This window comes from Pseudomonas sp. KH_017 (genome assembly GCF_057840285.1).
The window spans coordinates 4,580,663-4,598,454 of the sequence record NZ_CM174509.1 but is presented as its reverse complement, the minus strand read 5'-3'; the positions used below and the strand labels follow the sequence as shown (position 1 = coordinate 4,598,454).

Annotated in this window: 18 protein-coding genes; 4 read left to right on the top strand and 14 right to left on the bottom strand. The window is 60.7% G+C overall.

Annotation, left to right across the window (positions count from 1 at the left end; all coding sequences use genetic code 11):
• Positions 1-13: 13 nt before the first annotated feature.
• Positions 14-235 carry a YgdI/YgdR family lipoprotein gene (locus AC3IT6_RS20810; protein ID WP_007994800.1) on the bottom strand — a complete coding sequence of 74 codons (222 nt, stop codon included), beginning with the start codon at positions 233-235 and terminating at the stop codon, positions 14-16.
• Between the two features lie 77 nt (positions 236-312).
• On the bottom strand, positions 313-915 hold the full coding sequence (mobA, locus tag AC3IT6_RS20805; RefSeq protein ID WP_150726322.1) for a molybdenum cofactor guanylyltransferase MobA: 603 nt from the start codon (positions 913-915) through the stop codon (positions 313-315).
• Between the two features lie 81 nt (positions 916-996).
• Between mobA and moaB the strand changes: the two genes are divergently transcribed.
• Both moaB and AC3IT6_RS20795 read left to right on the top strand, forming a co-directional pair.
• A complete protein-coding gene (gene moaB / locus AC3IT6_RS20800; protein ID WP_150755993.1) occupies positions 997-1,536 on the top strand; it encodes a molybdenum cofactor biosynthesis protein B in 540 nt (179 codons plus the stop codon).
• On the top strand, positions 1,520-2,746 hold the full coding sequence (locus AC3IT6_RS20795; protein ID WP_489352447.1) for a molybdopterin molybdotransferase MoeA: 1,227 nt from the start codon (positions 1,520-1,522) through the stop codon (positions 2,744-2,746). Before moaB ends, AC3IT6_RS20795 begins: the two co-directional genes overlap by 17 nt.
• A gap of 64 nt (positions 2,747-2,810) precedes the next feature.
• Here AC3IT6_RS20795 and AC3IT6_RS20790 read toward each other — a convergent pair whose 3' ends face one another.
• The 4 genes from AC3IT6_RS20790 to AC3IT6_RS20775 all read right to left on the bottom strand — a co-directional run bounded on the left by AC3IT6_RS20790 (position 2,811) and on the right by AC3IT6_RS20775 (position 5,940).
• Positions 2,811-3,125 (bottom strand): hypothetical protein, encoded by a 315-nt coding sequence (locus AC3IT6_RS20790; protein WP_223449143.1) that lies wholly within the window; start codon positions 3,123-3,125, stop codon positions 2,811-2,813.
• Between the two features lie 293 nt (positions 3,126-3,418).
• On the bottom strand, positions 3,419-4,078 hold the full coding sequence (locus AC3IT6_RS20785; protein WP_489352445.1) for a response regulator: 660 nt from the start codon (positions 4,076-4,078) through the stop codon (positions 3,419-3,421).
• Positions 4,075-4,968, bottom strand: a complete 894-nt coding sequence (locus AC3IT6_RS20780; RefSeq protein ID WP_489356635.1) for a sensor histidine kinase — start codon at positions 4,966-4,968, stop codon at positions 4,075-4,077. The genes AC3IT6_RS20785 and AC3IT6_RS20780 overlap by 4 nt, the downstream gene beginning before the upstream one ends.
• 501 nt (positions 4,969-5,469) lie before the next feature.
• The gene (locus tag AC3IT6_RS20775; protein ID WP_150726326.1) at positions 5,470-5,940 is read right to left on the bottom strand and encodes a hypothetical protein; all 471 of its coding nucleotides are present in this window, start codon (positions 5,938-5,940) and stop codon (positions 5,470-5,472) included.
• A 462-nt stretch (positions 5,941-6,402) separates the two neighbouring features.
• Between AC3IT6_RS20775 and AC3IT6_RS20770 the strand changes: the two genes are divergently transcribed.
• Positions 6,403-7,338, top strand: a complete 936-nt coding sequence (locus tag AC3IT6_RS20770; RefSeq protein ID WP_150726327.1) for a chemotaxis protein CheV — start codon at positions 6,403-6,405, stop codon at positions 7,336-7,338.
• Between the two features lie 188 nt (positions 7,339-7,526).
• The gene (locus AC3IT6_RS20765; RefSeq protein WP_489352442.1) at positions 7,527-8,333 is read left to right on the top strand and encodes an MOSC domain-containing protein; all 807 of its coding nucleotides are present in this window, start codon (positions 7,527-7,529) and stop codon (positions 8,331-8,333) included.
• 84 nt (positions 8,334-8,417) lie between these two features.
• Here AC3IT6_RS20765 and ppnP read toward each other — a convergent pair whose 3' ends face one another.
• The 8 genes from ppnP to AC3IT6_RS20725 form a co-directional block, all read right to left on the bottom strand.
• Positions 8,418-8,702: a pyrimidine/purine nucleoside phosphorylase gene (gene ppnP / locus AC3IT6_RS20760; protein ID WP_095946252.1), complete on the bottom strand. Its 285-nt coding sequence runs from the start codon at positions 8,700-8,702 to the stop codon at positions 8,418-8,420.
• Between the two features lie 69 nt (positions 8,703-8,771).
• A complete protein-coding gene (locus AC3IT6_RS20755; protein WP_489352440.1) occupies positions 8,772-9,314 on the bottom strand; it encodes a 3'-5' exonuclease in 543 nt (180 codons plus the stop codon).
• Between the two features lie 70 nt (positions 9,315-9,384).
• Complete coding sequence (locus tag AC3IT6_RS20750; protein ID WP_489352438.1) at positions 9,385-11,346, bottom strand: acetyl/propionyl/methylcrotonyl-CoA carboxylase subunit alpha; 1,962 nt, start codon at positions 11,344-11,346, stop codon at positions 9,385-9,387.
• A 131-nt stretch (positions 11,347-11,477) separates the two neighbouring features.
• Positions 11,478-12,275, bottom strand: a complete 798-nt coding sequence (locus AC3IT6_RS20745; protein WP_489352436.1) for an enoyl-CoA hydratase/isomerase family protein — start codon at positions 12,273-12,275, stop codon at positions 11,478-11,480.
• Entirely contained in the window at positions 12,272-13,429 is a 1,158-nt protein-coding gene (gene atuD, locus AC3IT6_RS20740; RefSeq protein WP_489352434.1) for a citronellyl-CoA dehydrogenase, read from the bottom strand. Before atuD ends, AC3IT6_RS20745 begins: the two co-directional genes overlap by 4 nt.
• A 24-nt stretch (positions 13,430-13,453) precedes the next feature.
• Positions 13,454-15,070, bottom strand: a complete 1,617-nt coding sequence (atuC, locus tag AC3IT6_RS20735) for a geranyl-CoA carboxylase subunit beta (protein ID WP_489352432.1) — start codon at positions 15,068-15,070, stop codon at positions 13,454-13,456.
• A gap of 3 nt (positions 15,071-15,073) precedes the next feature.
• A complete protein-coding gene (locus tag AC3IT6_RS20730) occupies positions 15,074-15,943 on the bottom strand; it encodes an SDR family oxidoreductase (RefSeq protein WP_150755986.1) in 870 nt (289 codons plus the stop codon).
• A gap of 12 nt (positions 15,944-15,955) precedes the next feature.
• Positions 15,956-17,758, bottom strand: a complete 1,803-nt coding sequence (locus tag AC3IT6_RS20725; RefSeq protein WP_489352429.1) for an acyclic terpene utilization AtuA family protein — start codon at positions 17,756-17,758, stop codon at positions 15,956-15,958.
• Positions 17,759-17,792: the final 34 nt, after the last annotated feature.

The window sequence follows — 17,792 nt, the reverse complement described above, 5'->3', positions numbered from 1 at the left end:
GGTGGCACCAGGATTACAGCTCTTTGACGGTACGAACCTGATCTTTGTTGATGCGGGTCTGTTTGCCATCGAGCTGTTCGAATTCGTAGAAACCGGAATCCTTGTCGAATTGTGGCGTGTCGACGGCCTGGATTTCGCGACCGTCATTCAAGGTGATCACCGTAGGCGATGCACAACCGGCGAGGGTGGCAAGGCCCAGTGCAAGCATGAAAGTGGCGAGGGTCCGTTGAGTCATGAGTTGTGTCTCCGAATAAGAATTCTGTGGTTGCTGAACTTGAGACGTATAGCGTCCGCGCAAGTTCCGGATCATTGTCAGTCTGACACAGTGTCATGACCGCTTAAAAGTTCCGGTGTGTTGAGGTTGGCCAGCCGAGGGTCTTTGTCGGGGCATTGCAGCGCGGTTGCGCCGAGCTTGCGCATCAATCGGCCAGGGCTGCGCTCACCTTCGTTCCAGGCATTTTCAAAAGCTGCACTGTGTAGCACAGGAATCACGCACAACAACGGTTCCCAGTGGTCATCATGCCGCACCATCAGCGGCTTGTCCGGATGCAGGTTGGCGGTCTCGCGCATATTGTCGATCAGCGCCGCATCAATGCCCGGAACGTCACAGGGCAAGACCAGCAGATGGCTATGGCGAGCCGCTTTCAGGCCTGCGCGAATACCGGCCAGCGGCCCGGGGAAGTCACCTTCATCATCATGGACCAACTGGTCGGCGTAGGGGGCGTACTTCTCAAGGTTGCGATTGCAGGAGATGATCAGGTCATCGCTCAGCGGACGGGTCTTGCGATGCAGATGCGCAATCAGGGGTTCGCCATGCCAGTCCAGCAACCCTTTGTCCCGACCACCCATACGTTGGCCGCGGCCGCCCGCCAGGAGCAGAATGGAGCAGGGTGGCAATTGTGAATTCGTGGTCATGGCAGGCCTCCATGGGGGCGGCGAAAAAACGGAGCGCTGTGATATAACACCGGGCTGTTTCTCCTACAACTGGACGAGCCTATGAAAGCCAAGGCTGATGTACCTTTCGCACCGCTCAATATTGCAGTGCTGACTGTCAGCGATACCCGCACACTGGAAACCGACACCTCAGGTCAGGTCTTTGTCGACGGCTTGACCGCTGCCGGTCATTACCTGGCAGCCCGGGTGTTGCTCAAAGATGACCTGTACAAAATTCGTGCGCAAGTCGCCAACTGGATTGCCGACGATGTCGTGCAGGTGGTGCTGATCACCGGCGGCACCGGTTTTACCGGGCGTGATAGCACGCCGGAAGCCGTCGGCTGCCTGCTGGACAAACAGGTTGATGGATTTGGTGAGCTGTTCCGCCAGATCTCGGTTGCCGATATCGGCACCTCGACCGTTCAGTCCCGGGCGTTGGCCGGTCTGGCCAACGGCACGCTGGTTTGCTGCTTGCCGGGCTCGACCAATGCCGTGCGCACCGGTTGGCACGGCATATTGGCCGAGCAGCTGGATTCGCGGCATCGCCCGTGCAATTTCGTGCCTCATTTGAAACAGGCAGCGCCTTGTGAATCCCGTGGGTAAGCCTGGCAAGGCTGGCAGTCTGATGCCTGTCGAGCAGGCGTTGGCGCGCTTGCTGGAAATGGCCGAGGCTTCGAGGATTGTCGAGCGCGAATGCTTGCCGTTGGCGCAGGTACAGGGGCGTGTACTGGCTGAAGATCTGGTGTCGACGCTTGATCTGCCGCCCTGGCCCAACAGTGCCATGGACGGTTATGCCTTGCGCATGGCTGACTGGACGGGAGAGCCGTTGGTGGTCAGTCAGAAGGTGTTTGCCGGCCAGGCACCCGATCCGTTGCAGCCAGGAACCTGTGCACGCATTTTCACCGGGGCGCCTGTTCCCGCCGGTGCCGATTGCGTCGAGATGCAGGAGAACGCCGAGGTTCAGGCCGATGAGCGAGTACGTTTCACTGAAGCCTTGACCCAAGGTCGGAACATCCGTCCGCAAGGCCAGGAAACCACCGTCGGCGAGTTGATTCTGCCAGCAGGTACGCAACTGGGGCCGATCGAGCAAGGATTGGCTGCCTCCTTGGGATGCGCTGAGCTTGAGGTGGTTCGCAAGGTGCGTGTGGCGGTACTGTCTACCGGTGACGAATTGATTGAGCCGGGGCAGACGCTGGGGCCGGGACAGATCTACAACAGCAACCGGGTGTTGTTGTGTAGCTGGTTGCTGCGTTTGGGGTGTGAGGTCGTCGACGCGGGAATTCTGCCGGACAATCTGGAAACCACTCGCTCCCGATTGGGTGAGTTGAAGGATGTCGACCTGATCCTCTCGACCGGTGGCGTATCGGTAGGAGAAGCCGATTTTCTGGGCATCGCCTTGCGTGAAGAGGGCGAACTGACGTTGTGGAAACTCGCCATCAAGCCCGGTAAACCGCTGACGTTCGGGCATTTTCGCGGTGTACCTGTGATTGGCTTGCCGGGCAATCCGGCATCGACCCTCGTGACCTTTGCCTTGTTGACCAGGCCCTATCTCTTGCGTCGTCAGGGTGTGCAAGACGTTGAGCCGCTGAAGGTGCAGGTGCCGGCAGGGTTTGACTGGCTCCAACCCGGCAATCGGCGTGAGTATTTGCGCGCACGGCTGGAAAACGGCAGGGCGACGATCTACAAAAACCAGAGTTCCGGTGTGCTTCGCAGCGCTGCCTGGGCTGATGGACTGGTAGAAGTCCTAGAAGGTCGCACGCTGGTTCAGGGCGAAAGCGTTTACTTCATTCCGTTGAGCGAAGTCCTGAGCTGATAGCTACAACGGCTTAGTCACACAAGGCCCGGTTGATTGAACCGGGTCTTGTGTGGATGGCAATTCAATGCGCCAGAAACAATGAAATAACCTGTTCGAAACGGCTGTTGGCGATCCAGCCAAGGAGGCCGAGGATCACGGCTGTTCCGCCGGCTGAATAGGCAAGCCTGTGCTTGATGGATTTGACGTCACCCCGGACTTCGTCCATGTCCCTGCGTATGTGCTTGAGGTGTGTTTCCAGCTCGGTGACGCGAGGTTCCATATCGACTTCTCCCGTGGTTTTTGTGCTGTTACTGCATTCAGCTCGATGGCCTGCAGTTTTATTATCCGTAAGCGGCAAGACCGAAATGGCCGGTGATGCGAGGTTTTGGCATTGCATGGCACGTCCTTGTGATGTCCTGCAGCCCAAGGTCTACCAATTCAGATTTGTGGTCAATTGAGCCGATTCCTCACGTTTTGTAAGAAAAATCCTGCCATGTAGGGATCAAATCCTTCCGACTGGAAATAATTCGTTTTCTTTCGACTTTTAACGGAGGGGTTTCTGGCGTCGACAGCATGTTCACTCGTGCGCGCCTGCCCTGGAAGGGGACAATCTGCGATTCTCGGTGCGGTCAGCGGCGTTACTCGTGCATCTGCCTGACGATTCGCCGCTGTTACGTGCCGCAGAAGTGCCTAGTCATCAAGGCTGATGATTTGTTCACGCACGGCAAACAGCACCAGGCCGGCCACATCGTAGATCTGCAGGCGCTTCATGATCTGCGAACGGTGGGTTTCGACGGTCTTGACGCTCAGCCCCAGGCCGTTGGCGATCTCTCGGGTGGATTTTCCGCGAACGATCAACCGCAGGATTTCCAGCTGACGTGCCGTCAGGTTGTGCGAGTCGGCAGGTTCTGGCTGGTGTTTCTGGTTTCGGGTCAGCGCTTGAGTGATCACCGTGTGGGCAATAGCCGGGCTCAGATAGCGCTCGTTGTTGCGCAACGCCTCCAGTGCTTGTTCGAGTTCGGTCGCCGTAGTGTCCTTGAGCAGGTAGCCATGGGCTCCGGACTCCAGCGCCTGCATGATCAGGGCCGGGTCGGTGTGCATCGAGAGGATCAGGACCTTGCTCTGCGGGCGCACTCGCTTGAGCTGCTGCAAGGCTTCGAGGCCGCCGGTCTGGCGCATCGAAATATCCAGCAGGACAATATCCGGGGACAGATGCCCGACCATTTCCAGTAACTGGGAGCCGTCACTGGCCTCGCCGATGACGGCATAGCCTGGCAGATCCATTACCAGGGCGCGCACGCCAGCCCTGATCAGCGAGTGGTCATCCACCAGTAGTAAATTACAAGTCAATGCATAACCTTATTCGAACTGGCCCGTTCGAGCGCACGGGGCGCCCAGGGAAAAAGAGCTTCGATTTGAGTGCCTTTGCCCGGCTCGCTGGTAACGGTCAGTGTGCCGCCCAGTTGATCGATCCGTTCCGACATCCCGGCCATACCGCGTTGCCCTTCACGAGCTGGGTCTATTGCGGGCGCAAAGCCCTGACCGTCATCGCTGATCTGCAACTTCAGACCTTGGGGCAGGCGCTGCAGGCACACTAGCAGGTTCTTGGCCTGGGCATGTCGCAGGATGTTGGTGACCGCTTCCTGGGTGATACGGAAAGCTGCCACGGCCATTTCCTCCGGTATGCCGGTCAGGCGCTGCTGGCATTCCAGGCTCCAGTGCACCGGGGTGTTGGCCAGGGTCTTGAGCAGGTGTGCCCGCAGACTGGCTTCCAGCCCAAGGCTGGTCAACTGCCGGGGATTGAGAATGACGGATACGTCGCGAACTTTGGCCAGGGTTTCTTCCAGCGTGTCGCAGAGGACCGAGCATTGCTCCTGGAGTTCTTCGGGCATCCGGCGTTTGAGCCAGTCACTTTGCAGTTTTGCGGCGGTCAGCAATTGACCGATGTCGTCATGCAGTTCCCGGCTCAGCCGGTGACGCTCGTTTTCCTGAACCTGCAACAGCCGGTCGGCCAGTTCCTGAGGCTGGAACTTGATGGATTTGCGCGAGAGGCAGTACTGCACGGCAACACTGGTCAGCGCCGCAACGCTGAGCAACAGCAACGACAGGGGCAACGGGATGGACAAGCCATAGACCAGTAGACTGCCGAGGGTCGAGCAGGTGCATAGCAACAGCGTGAATGTGCGTGCATATGCTCGGGAAGGTGGCCACATGGCGATTGACTTGAGGCTGGCGTGCATAGCGGATGGAGCCAATGGATGTTCGCTGCGGGCTGACCGGTCATGCTGGCTGACAGGCCCCTGTTTTTAATGTGGAGCGCCGACTTCAACGGGATGTACTTTTTGTTGGAGAGTTCAGCTCCGAACCGGAGCGAGCTGTATCCGGCTGAATTCACACTGCCATTAATTGGCGTCAACTAACAGGCGGCATAGTAGCACTTAAGATACCGTTGGTCGCGTCCGTATGTATGTCCGAAAAGTCAGGAACCCACTCGTCTGGACGACGGTTCCATAATGGAACAAGTTGGTTGTTGCCGTCGCAAAATGCCGATTGCCCCTGGGTTTTGTTGTTGATACCAGGCAATGCCCTGGTCAAGACAGGCACGCAATTGTCGATGGGCAATAGTGGTTGTTAAAAGCTGTCGCTTATAGCTATGGAGTATTCATTTGCGACATGTGCGCACTCAAGTTACAGCGCGGTATTGATAACTAAAACACGCCATACGGCATGGTTTGGCAAGTTCAGGCCTGTCGTTCCGAATAGGATACGAGGGTGAAAGGCCTGGAATTGACCGGTGGTCGAAATCGGCTTTGCCCGACCTGAAAGGCAAAGGCTTCGATCAGGGTAACCTGCTCGCTGTCGTCGAGACTGAGCTGTCCGGTGGTCTGGTCGATGAGTTCGAGTTGCCAGGCAATCAGGGTCAGGCAGTCTTTCAGGGCACTCAGCGCCTCGTCGTGCAGGCTCATGGTGTTCTGGGCGTGGTTCAGCAGGCCATGAATATGCAGAGAAAATTCAGACACGGCCGCCAACGCCAGGGCATCGGCCTTGTTGGCCAGCTTGAGCAGTATGCTGAGCATGCAGTCGATGGCGTCCTTGTCATTGCTGATCAATTGCAGATGACTCAGGCATTCCTCGGTTTTAGCCAGGAGTGTTTCAGCTTCGACGAGAAACTCGGGGAGCCGCTGGGCCCACTCTTTACGGTCGTTCGGCATACTTATCTCCACAACGTCATTTCAAATGAGGGGATATCGTGTGTGTCGACAAGGGCGGTCGGAACCCCGGCATTGCCGAGTCGTCGGGTGAACGAGCTGCGGCTGGCCCGGAGGCAGGCTGGGGAACACGAGAGGGTGGTTGGCCACTTACTTGCGATCGCACACAAAAGCCTGACTCCGTTCATGCAATGAGAATGGCGTCACATTAATGGCTATTGGATATTGCGAATATCAGGTTGCACCTGATTGTTGATAGGGGAATCCCTTACACAGGGGAACCTTTCGCGCGAACCATGGTCGCGTGACGCAGAGGTGCAGCAGATGGAATCACGGTGCTAGTAAAGCATGATGTTAATATGACATCAATGCGCGGCGTGGCATTTTAGAACGGGTCAAGCTTCGGCAAAAACAGCCGATAACCTTCTTTAAGTGAATTCATCCGAACAAGACCAGGAGTCATTGATGGCCGGCATTCTCGACACGGTAGACCAACGCACGCAATTGGTGGGTGAGAATCGCCTGGAAATTCTCATGTTCCGGCTCGCCGGACGGCAATTGTTCGCGATCAACGTCTTTAAAGTGCAGGAAGTCCTGCAGTTGCCAAAGTTGACGCTGATGCCGCAGCGCCATCCTTTTGTGTGCGGCGTGGTCAACCTGCGTGGCCAGACCTTGCCGGTGATCGACCTGTCCCAGGCCATTGGCATGCGCCCGTTGGTGCCGGGGCCTGGCAGCACGATTATCGTCACCGAGTACAACCGTTCGGTTCAGGCCTTCCTGGTCGGTGGCGTGGACCGGATCGTCAACATGAACTGGGAAGCCATCCTGCCGCCCCCGAGCAGCGCCGGCCGCCAGCACTACCTGACGGCCATCAGCAAGGTCGATGATCAACTGGTGGAAATCATCGACGTCGAAAAGGTCCTGGCCGAAATCGTCCCGTACAACGCCAAGGTCTCCCGCGACAAGCTCGAGGATCCGGTGCTGGAACGCGCCCGTGGCCGAGAGGTGCTGCTGGTGGATGACTCGAACGTGGCCCTGGCGCAATTGCGCGATACCCTGGGACAGCTCGGCGTGAAGATGCACATCGCCAGCGACGGGTTGAAGGCCTTGAACATGCTCAAGGCCTGGGCTGATACCGGCGTTGGCATGACCGAAAAACTGCTGATGGTCTTTACCGATGCGGAAATGCCGGAAATGGATGGCTATCGCCTGACCACCGAAATCCGCAACGACCCGCGCCTGCGCGGCTTGTACGTGGTGCTGCACACCTCGCTGTCCGGCAGCTTCAACGACTCGATGGTGAAAAAGGTCGGCTGCGACAATTTCCTCTCCAAGTTCCAGCCGGACAAACTTGTCGACGTGGTGCGCCAGCGCCTGATGCTTGACGAAGTACCGGCCTAAGCGGGTCTGCACAATTGTGGGAGCGGGCTTGCTCGCGAAGGCGGTGTGACAGTTGGCATTGTTATCGACTGACACACCGCCTTCGCGAGCAAGCCCGCTCCCACAGGTTTGCGGTGTCTGATCGTCAGTCTTTGATTCGGTTGTAAAGCTCGTATAGGGTGGCGTTTTTACCTCCCAGGGAGCTGGCCATGTTGCGTCTGAGCGCGCTGTATCGTTATCCGTTGAAGTCCGCCAAGGGCGAGACCTTGCAAGCGATCGGTCTCGATAAACTCGGGCTGGACGGCGATCGCCGCTGGATGCTGGTGGACGAGGCCAGCGGTCGTTTCCTGACCCAGCGTGCGGTGGCGCAGATGAGCCAGTTGTCGGCGCTGTGGAATGCCGAGGGCGGCTTGACCCTTAGCGCGCCCGGCCATTCGCCGATCGACATAGCCTTGCCCGGTAACGATGCACAACTGCGTGGCGTGACGATCTGGCGCGATACCTTGCGAGTCCCCGATGCAGGCGATGAAGCAGGGGCCTGGGTCAGCCAGTTCATCGGAAAACCGACACGCCTGGTCCAGGTGCCGCTGGATCGGGCGCGGATGACGGAGGCCGGCTACGGCAAGGATGACGACCAGGTGGCGTTCGCCGATGGCTATCCGCTGCTGCTGATTGGCCAGGCCTCTCTCGAGGACTTGTCGCAACAGGTCGGGCGTCCGTTGGAGATGCTGCGTTTCCGGCCAAACCTGGTGATCGAAGGCAGTGAAGCGTTCGCCGAGGACGGCTGGAAGCGTATCCGTATCGGCGAGGTCGAGTTCCGCGTGGTCAAGTCCTGTTCGCGCTGTATCCTGACTACCATCGACCCGCAGACAGGGGAGCGTAGTGACGACCGCGAACCCTTGGCCACCTTGCAGAAATACCGTTCCCAGGCAGACGGCGCAATGTTCGGCCAGAACCTGGTCAACGACGGCAACGGTCGACTGGAAGTCGGCATGCCGGTGGAGATCCTCGAGTAATTTTGCGCAGAATAAAAAATGCCCGTGTCGAAAAACACGGGCATTTTTTATTGCGGCGACTTTTTTGGTTGAGGCCCCGCAGGCTTAGCCGCGGTATTCGCACAGGTAAGCGGTGTCGACGGCGACTTTCAGCTGGAACTTGCTGTTGGCCGGTACGTTGAACTGGCTGCCGGCGGCGAAGGTTTCCCAGTCGCTGCTGTCTGGCAGCATGACGGTCAATGCGCCGCTGACCACGTGCATGATTTCACGCTGGCTGGTGCCGAATTCGTACTCGCCCGGAGCCATGACGCCGATGGTCGCTGGACCTTCTGCGGTGCCAAAGGCGATCGACTTGACGGTGCCGTCGAAGTACTCGTTGACTTTAAACATGGGCGATTCCTCGAAAAGGGCTAAAAAGGGCCGGCCAGTATGCACAAGGCCCCGGGAGTCGTCACCTGTCTAAAGCGGAAGAACCAGCGGCAGCAGGCGTGCGGTATTGCGCGCATCTTCCAGCGCCCGGTGTTGCTGGCCGGTGAACTGCAGGCCGGCCAGTTGCAGGGCGCCGTTGAGCCCCAGCGGGCGCTCCAGGCGTCGAGCCTTGGCAAAGCGCTGCTTGAGGTTCATGTGCGGCACGTTGGCCAGCACGCTGGCGAGTCCCAGCTGCTGCCAATCCTGAAGCAGTTGTTTGCGATCGTAATCGCCCCAACTGACCCAGCCTTCAAGTCGCGTGTGGTGTTGGCCGAGCCAGCGTTCAAACGCCGGCCAGACTTCGCCCAGCGGTTGCGCGGCATCGATGTTGGCTTGGGTAATGTGCGTCAGCTCGCGGCAAAACGGCGTCAGCAACGGCCGCCGCAAAGGCCGGACGAAGCGCTGGAACTGGTCCAGTTCGCGTCCCTTGCGGTCCACCAGGGTGGCACCGATTTCAATGATTTCCATATCTGTTACGGGCCATCCACCCTCATCGGTGGTGGCCTCCAGATCAATGACCAGCCAATGAGGCATTGCAGGGTTCCTGGTATCCGCGTCCTGTAGGGTTTGAGCGTAGCCAAACCCGGCAGTTCCGCCTAGCGCCTTATTCGACCTCCAACAGAATCTGCCGGTTTTTCACCTGATCCCCGACTTTGACTTGCAAGCGTTTGAGAACACCGTCGATGCCCGACTTCAATGGGTGCTCCATTTTCATCGCCTCCAGTACCACCAGCAGTTGGCCCTTGGTCACCTGGCTGCCTTCGTTGACGAGGACGTCGACAATCGCCCCGTCCATCGGTGCCTTGAGGGTGCCGGAGCTGATATTGGCCTGGCTGCGGACCTGCGCCTGAGTGCGATCCATGAACTGCAGACTCCCCGGCCGGGTAAACAGCCAGAGACGCCCGGCCTCCAGGCGATAAGCGTGGCGTTGGCGAACGCCTTCGATTTCCAGGGTGACCCAGCGTCCGTCGCTGTGAATGATCTTCAGTTCGAGGCTGCGCTCGGCGACCTGAATGCGCATCGGTTGGCCCGGGGTCGCCTGCAACGCTACCGGCCAGTCCTGATCTTCAAGGCCGATGCGATAGTGCAGCGGCACGCTGGCGTTGTTGCGCCAACCGCCAAGCGGGGCCGGGTGAGCCTGTGCCGCAGCCTGATAGAACAGGGCGGCGGCGATGGCCAAGTGGTGCGAGCTTGGGGTTTCGGGATGCAGGCAGGCGTGGTCGGCGAAATACTGCGGGATGAAACCGGTACTGAAATCACCGCTGGCGAACTGCGGGTGTTCCAGCAGGCTGGCAAGCAGGCGTTGATTGCTTGGCAGCCCCAGCAACACGCTGTCTTGCACGGCCCGCAGCAATTTGCGCCGGGCTTCTTCGCGGGTGGCACCGTGGGCGATGAGCTTGCCGAGCATCGGGTCGTAGAATGGACTGATGACCTGGCCTTCGATCAGGCCGTGGTCGATCCGCACGCCGTCCTGCGATGCCGGTTCCCAGGCCACGACGCGCCCGGTTTGCGGCAGGAAACCCTGGGCCGGGTCTTCGGCATACAGGCGCACTTCCATGGCGTGGCCCTTGAGTTGCACCTGTTCCTGGCGCAGCGGCAATGGTTGCCCTTCGGCGATATTCAACTGCCAGGCCACCAGGTCCAGCCCGGTGATCAGTTCGGTGACCGGGTGCTCCACTTGCAGTCGGGTGTTCATCTCCAGGAAATAGAACTGCCCGCGCGCATCCAGCAAAAACTCCACGGTGCCCGCGCCGACGTACTTCACCGCTCGCCCGGCCTTGAGCGCCGCCTCGCCCATGGCTTGGCGCAGCTCAGCGGTCATCACCGGGCAGGGCGCTTCCTCGATGACTTTCTGATGCCGGCGCTGCACCGAGCAATCGCGCTCGCCGAGGTAAATCAGGTTGCCATGCCGATCACCGAACAGCTGGATCTCGACGTGACGGGGTTCGACCAGTGCCTGTTCGAGAATCAGTTCGCCGCTGCCAAAACCGTTCAGGGCTTCGGAGCGCGCGGTACGAATCTGTTCCAGCAAGTGGCTGGCGTCGTGCACCAGGCGCATGCCGCGTCCACCGCCGCCGGCGCTGGCCTTGATCATCAATGGGTAGCCGATGCGCTCGGCTTCGCGGCTCAAGGTGGCGTCGTCCTGTCCGGCGCCTTGATAGCCGTTGATGCACGGCACACCGGCTTCGATCATGGCGATCTTCGATAGGCGCTTGCTGCCCATCAGTTCGATGGCCTCGGGGCTGGGGCCGATGAAGGTGATGCCGGCGTCCCGGCAGGCAAGGGCAAACCCGGCGTTTTCCGAGAGGAAACCGTAGCCCGGATGGATCGCATCCGCGCCCGTGCGCCGGGCTGCGTCGAGGATGGCCTGGATGTTCAGGTAAGACTGTTGCACCGGGGCCGGACCGATGTTGACCGCCTCGTCGGCCATCCGCACGTGCAGTGCATCGGCATCGGCGTCGCTGAACACGGCGACCGTGCGATAGCCCAGCGCCTGGGCCGTACGCTGGATGCGACAGGCGATTTCACCGCGGTTGGCGATGAGGATTTTTTTGAGTCCGGGCATGGGTTGTTCCCTTGGTTTTGCGATGTCTGTTCGGGCCTCTTCGCGAGCAAGCCCGCTCCCACAGGGTTTATGAACGACATAAATCCAGTGTGGGAGCGGGCTTGCTCCGGGCGGCGTTCCGACGAAGCTTTTCAGGAGGCCCACCCCGGTTTGCGCTTTTGCACGAAGGCCATCGTTCCCTCGATGCCTTCGGCTCCGGTGACTGCCTCGCTGAACCATTCAGCCGCTTGATCAAGCAACTCATCCGACGGCTGTCCGGCACTGGCCAGCAAGAGTTTTTTGGTCGCCGCATTCGCCCCCGGCGCACAACACAACACGTGGGCCAACACCTCATCGAGACGTTCGGCCAGGGCCTGCGGATCGTGCTCGACAAAATGCACCAGCCCCATGCGCCGTGCCTGGTGACCATCAAAACGCGCCGCTGTCAGGGCCAGGCGCCGGGTCTGGGTCAAGCCAATGCGTTGCACCACGAACGGCGCTATCTGCGCAGGCAACAGGCCGAGGCTGGTTTCCGGCAGGCCGAATTGCGCCTGGTGATCGGCCAGGGCGATATCGCTGACGCAGGCCAGGCCGAGACCGCCGCCGAGCACCGCACCCTGCAGCACCGTGATCACCACTTGCGGTGCGTGTTGCACCTCTTGCAATAGCGCGCCGAACACCCGGTTCAGATCCCGGTGCGCAGTCGAGCCTTGAGCGCGGGCGTTGGCCATGTCCTTGAGGTCGCCGCCGGCACAGAAGTGCCCACCGACGCCGCCGATCACCAGTGCGCGAACCCCGGGTTTATCACGTACCGCGGCCAGCACCGAGCGCAACTCGGCGACCATCTGCAAGCTCATCGCATTGCGGCATTCCGGGCGGTTGAGGGTGATGTGCAGCACGCCATTGTGCAGCTCCAGCAGTAAGGTCTGGCAAACCGGCAGGTTGTTCATTTCTTTTTCCCCGGCAGAATGCCCATCAGTTTGCAGATGATCCCCAGCATGATTTCGTCGGCGCCGCCGCCGATCGACACCAGCCGTACATCGCGGTAAGCCCGGGCCACCGGGTTGTCCCACATGAAGCCCATGCCGCCCCAGTATTGCAGGCAACTGTCGCTGACTTCGCGGCCCAGTCGCCCGGCCTTGAGCTTGGCCATGGAGGCCAGGCGCGTGACGTCCTGGCCTTTGATGTATTGCTCGGTAGCCTGATAGACCAGCGCCCGCAGGCATTCGATTTCGGTTTGCAGTTCAGCGAGGCGGAAGTGGATCACCTGATTGTCGATCAGCGCGTTGCCGAAGGTTTTTCGCTCCTTGCAGTATTCGATGGTGCTGTCGACGCAGTACTCCAGGCCCTTGATCATGTTGGACGCGCCGAACAGGCGTTCCTCCTGGAACTGCAGCATCTGCATCATGAACCCCGCGCCTTCATGGCCGATGCGGTTGCGCTGCGGTACGCGCACATTGTCGAAAAACACCTGAGCGGTTTCCGAGCTGCGCATGCCGAGCTTGTCCAGGTGCGAGCTCAAGCTGATGCCCGGCGTGTTCATCGGCACCATGATCAGCGACTTGTTGATGTGCGGTTTGTCGTCCGAGGTGTTGGCCAGCAGGCAGATGAAATCGGCGCTCGGCGAGTTGGTGATCCACATCTTGCTGCCGTTGATCACGTAGTCGTCACCGTCCTTGCGCGCCGTGGTTTTCAGCCCGGCGACATCGGAGCCGGCACCGACTTCAGAGACGCCGATGCAGCCGACCTGCTCTCCGCTGATGGCCGGGCGCAGGAATTCCTCGCGCAGCTCATCGGAGCCGAACCGGGCCAGCGCCGGGGTGCACATGTCGGTCTGCACGCCGATGGACATCGGTACGCCGCCGCAATGAATGGTGCCGAACTCTTCGGCAGCGACGATCGAATAGCTGTAGTCGAGCCCCATGCCGCCGAATTTTTCCGGTTTGGATATGCCCAGCAAGCCGAGGTCGCCGGCCTTGCGGAAGATTTCGTGGATGGGGAAGCGTCCGGCCTTTTCCCACTCCTCAACGTGCGGGTTGATCTCGTGTTCGACGAACTGGCGCACGGTGCGGCGCAGTGCTTCGTGTTCCTGGGTGAAGATCATTTTTATTGTTCTCCTTGAGCGGGCCTAGAGCCGGGCTACGCCAAAACTGTTGGCTTGCAATGGCCGCACCTGGGCCTCGTGACAGATATCCAGCAGATAACCAAGCAAGGTCCGGGTATCGCGCGGGTCGATCAAACCGTCATCCCAGAGGTTGGCGCTGCCGTAGAGCGCCGTGGACTGGCTGTCGAGTTTCTGCGCGGTGACCTGTTCGAGCATGTCGAGCATTTTCGGATCGGGCACCAGGCCGTCCTTGGCCTGTTTGGCCTCGGTGACGATGCGCAGTACCTTGCCCGCTTGTGCACCACCCATCACGGCGGTGCGGCTGTTGGGCCAGGCGAAGATGAAACGCGGGTCGAGGCCGCGACCGCACATTGCATAGTTGCCGGCGCCGTAGGAGCCACCGACGACGATGGTCAGCTTCGGCACCCGGGCGTTGGCCACCGCCTGAATCATCTTCGCGCCGTGCTTGATCACCCCTTGCTGTTCCGATTCGGTGCCGACCATGAACCCGGTGGTGTTGTGGAAAAACAGCAGCGGCGTCTGGCTCTGGTCGCACAGCTGGATGAACTGGGCGGCCTTGCTCGCGCCTTTTGGCGTGATCGGGCCGTTGTTGCCGATGAAGCCACAGGCGCGGCCCTGGATTTTCAGATGACCGCACACAGTCTGCTGATCGAACTCGCCCTTGAACTCTAGAAAGTTCGAAGCGTCGGCGAGACGGGCGATGATTTCGCGCACGTCGTAGGGTTTTTTCGGGTCATCCGGGATCAGGCCCAGCAGTTCGTCGATGGGGTAGAGCGGCTCCTCCCAGCGACGTTCGGGGAGTGGGGGCAACTGCTCGTTCCACGGCAGCAAGGCGACGATCTCGCGCACCTGACGCACGCCGTCAGCGTCGTTTTCAGCCAGGTATTCGGCGGTGCCGGCGGTTTGTGCGTGCATCTCGGCGCCGCCCAGTTCTTCATCGGTGGCGACCTCGCCGGTGGCGGCCTTGAGCAATGGTGGGCCGGCGAGAAACAGCTTGGCCTTGCCGCGCACCACCACCACGTAATCCGACAATCCCGGCTGATAGGCACCGCCCGCAGTGGCCGAGCCGTGCACCACGGTGATCTGCGGCAACCCCATGGCTGACATCCGCGCCTGATTGGCAAAGCTGCGCGCGCCTTCGACGAAAATCTCCGCCGCGTAATTGAGGTTGGCACCGCCGCTTTCGGCGAGGGTGATCACCGGCAGTTTGTTTTCCATGGCGATCTGTTGCAGGCGCAGGGATTTTTTCAAGCCGCTGGGGGAGATGGTCCCGCCCCTGATCGCGCTGTTGTTGGCGACTACCAGCACACGCACGCCGGACACGTAGCCGATCCCGGCGATCAAGCCGCCACCGGCGGAGCTGCCATCCTTGTCGTCGTGCAGCTTGTAGCCGGCCAGGCTCGCCAGTTCGAGAAACGGCGCGCCGGGGTCCAGCAGCAGGTTGAGACGCTCGCGAGGCAGCAGTTGGCTGCGTTTTTCGAACTTCGGCTTGGCTTCGGCAGCCTTGTTCAGCAGGTTCTGTTCGAGCACGCGAACTTGCTCGATGGCGCTCAGCATCGCCGCATGGTTCTGGGCGAACGGCTCGCTGTGGGGATCGAGTAACGACTGAATCACCGGCATGGGTTATTCCTTGTCCTTCAATACGTCTGGTATGTAGGCGCGGTGGAAACCGTTGTACGACTGGCTGTTGGTCGCTTTATGGATCGGCCAGGCGCGACCGCCGAGGCTGGCGGCGCCGTCGATGCGCAAGGTGCTGCCGCTGACAAACGCCGCTGCGGGGCTGAGCAGGAAAACAATCGCCGCGCTGACTTCCGATTCGGTGCCGATGCGCTTGAGCGGCACGTGTTCGCGCAAGGTCGGAATCGCAGCCTTGAACGCTCCTTCGTAGGTGTCCATGCCGCTGGAGGCAATCCAGCCCGGCGCCACGGCGTTGACCCGCACCCCGGCATGACCCCATTCGTAAGCGGCGGTCTTGGTCAGGTTGTCCATGCCCGAACGTGCCGCACCGGAGTGGCCCATACCGGGCATGCCGCCCCACATGTCGGCGAGCATGTTGACGATGGCGCCGCCGTGCTGGCTCATGGACTGGTTGAACACTTCCCGGGCCATCAGGAAACCGCCCACCAGGTTGGTGCGCATCACCGTTTCGAAACCCTTCTGATTGATCGAGGCCAGGGGCGACGGGTACTGCCCGCCCGCATTGTTGACCAGGCCATGAATGGGGCCATGCTTGCGGATCAATTCGCTGACCAGGTGCTGCACTGGTTCTTCCTCGCGGATGTCGCAAACCGCCCAGTCGGCCTTGCCGCCGTCGTCGGCGATCTCCGCTGCAACGGTTTTGAGCTTGTCGGCCTTGCGCCCGACCAGCAGCACATGGGCACCGAGGGCCGCCAGTTCGTGGGCGGTGCAGCGGCCGATGCCACTGCCGCCACCGGTGACGATGATGTTTTGGCCGGCAAACAAATCGGCTTTGAAAATCGAATCGTAGGCCATGGCGGCAATCCTCTAGTTGAACTGGTCGGCGATGCGCTGCGGCACCGGGATCTGGATTTCCAGCAGTTGCTGGGCGAAAGCCTTGCCTTGCGGATCGATGCGCAGGCTGGCGACACCGCCGCCGCCGAGGGCGTTTTCCAGCAGGAAATTCAGGCTGTGGCTGGCGGGCAAGTACCAGCGTTCGACCCGCCCGTGGATTGGATCGAGGACGTGGCCCATCCAGTCGACGATCACTTCCGGGGTCAAGGCTTCGGCAATCCATGGCAGGAATTCGGGCGCGCGGGCCATGACGCCGATGTTGCTGTGGTTGCCCTTGTCGCCAGAGCGGGCGACCGCCAGTTTGACCAGGGCCACGCTGGCATCGGCCAGGCCAACCGGTTGCGGCGGGGCGAACGGGGCTGGCAGGTCCAGCGGGTCGAGCACATCGAGGGCGGGCAGGGCACACGGGTGGCGCTGGCCCATGCAATCAATGTCCAGCGTGCAGGCGGTTTTGTCGATCAGGAACGAGAACAGCCGGATCAGCGGATACACCGTCGGCCGGCCACCGACAATGCCGGTCAGCCCGGGCGCCATGCCGGTGGCGGCCTGGGCGATTTCCCGGGAGAACACGATCAATGCCTGCTTGTCCGGATGGCGCACCGCGAGTTTGATCACCACTTCGCGACTGTCCTGACGCTGGCCGTGGGGGCCGTAGGTGGCCTCGCTGCCCAGCAACTCGATACTCACGTCGCTGTACGGCGCCCAGCCGCGCTGGCGGAACATTTCCGAGGTCTTGTTGATGATCGCATCACCGACTCGCCGCGCCTTGTCGACGGCATCGATGCCGGCGATCAGGCAACTGGCGGTGCAGCGGAATCCATCGGGGTACGTGGCGCTGACCTTGTATTGAGCGGTCGGCGCCAGGCCTTTGGCGCCGTGCACCTGCACCGCGTTCCTGCCTTGTTGCAGCAATTTGACCTGAGTGAAATCGCACACCACGTCGGGCAGCAGGTAGGCACGTGGGTCACCGATTTCATACAGCATCTGTTCGCCCACCGTCAGCGGCGTGACCAGCCCGCCGGTACCTTCGGGTTTGCTGACGATGAACTGGCTGTCGGCGCTGACTTCGACGATGGGAAATCCGATGTGTTCGTAGTCGGGGACGTCGCGCCAGTCGGTGAAGTTGCCGCCCGTGCATTGGGCGCCGCATTCGATGATGTGCCCGGCCAATGCCGCCTGGGCGAGCTTGTCGTAGTCGTGCCATGACCAGCCGAACTCATGCACCAGCGCGGCGCTGACCACCGCGCTGTCGACCACGCGCCCGGTGATCACGATGTCCGCCCCCAGGCGCAGGGCTTCGACAATGCCGGGTGCGCCGAGGTAGGCGTTGGTCGAGACGCACATCGATGGCAGGGGCGCGCCGCTGAACATTTCATGAATGCCCAGGTTGGCCAGCTGTTTGAATTGCGGCTGCAGGTCATCACCCAGCAGCACGGCGATCTTCAGCGCCACCCCGGCCTTGTCGCAGGCCGCTTGCAGGGCGGCGGCGCAGGCTTGGGGATTGACCCCGCCAGCATTACTGATAACCCGGATGTTTTGCTGCGCGAGCTGCGGCAGCAAGGGCGCGAGCACTTCGATGAAGTCGCCCGCATAGCCGGCCCGGGGATCTTTCATCCGCGCGCCGGCCATGATCGACAGGGTGATTTCCGCCAGGTAATCGAAGACCAGATAATCCAGATGCCCCTGTTCCACCAGTTGCGCGGCAGCGGTCGAGGTATCGCCCCAGAAGGCGCTGGCGCAACCGATGCGAATTGTTTTAGGCGCAGTCCATTCCATAGCCACCTCCAACCGAAGTGCGTCGACATTACCA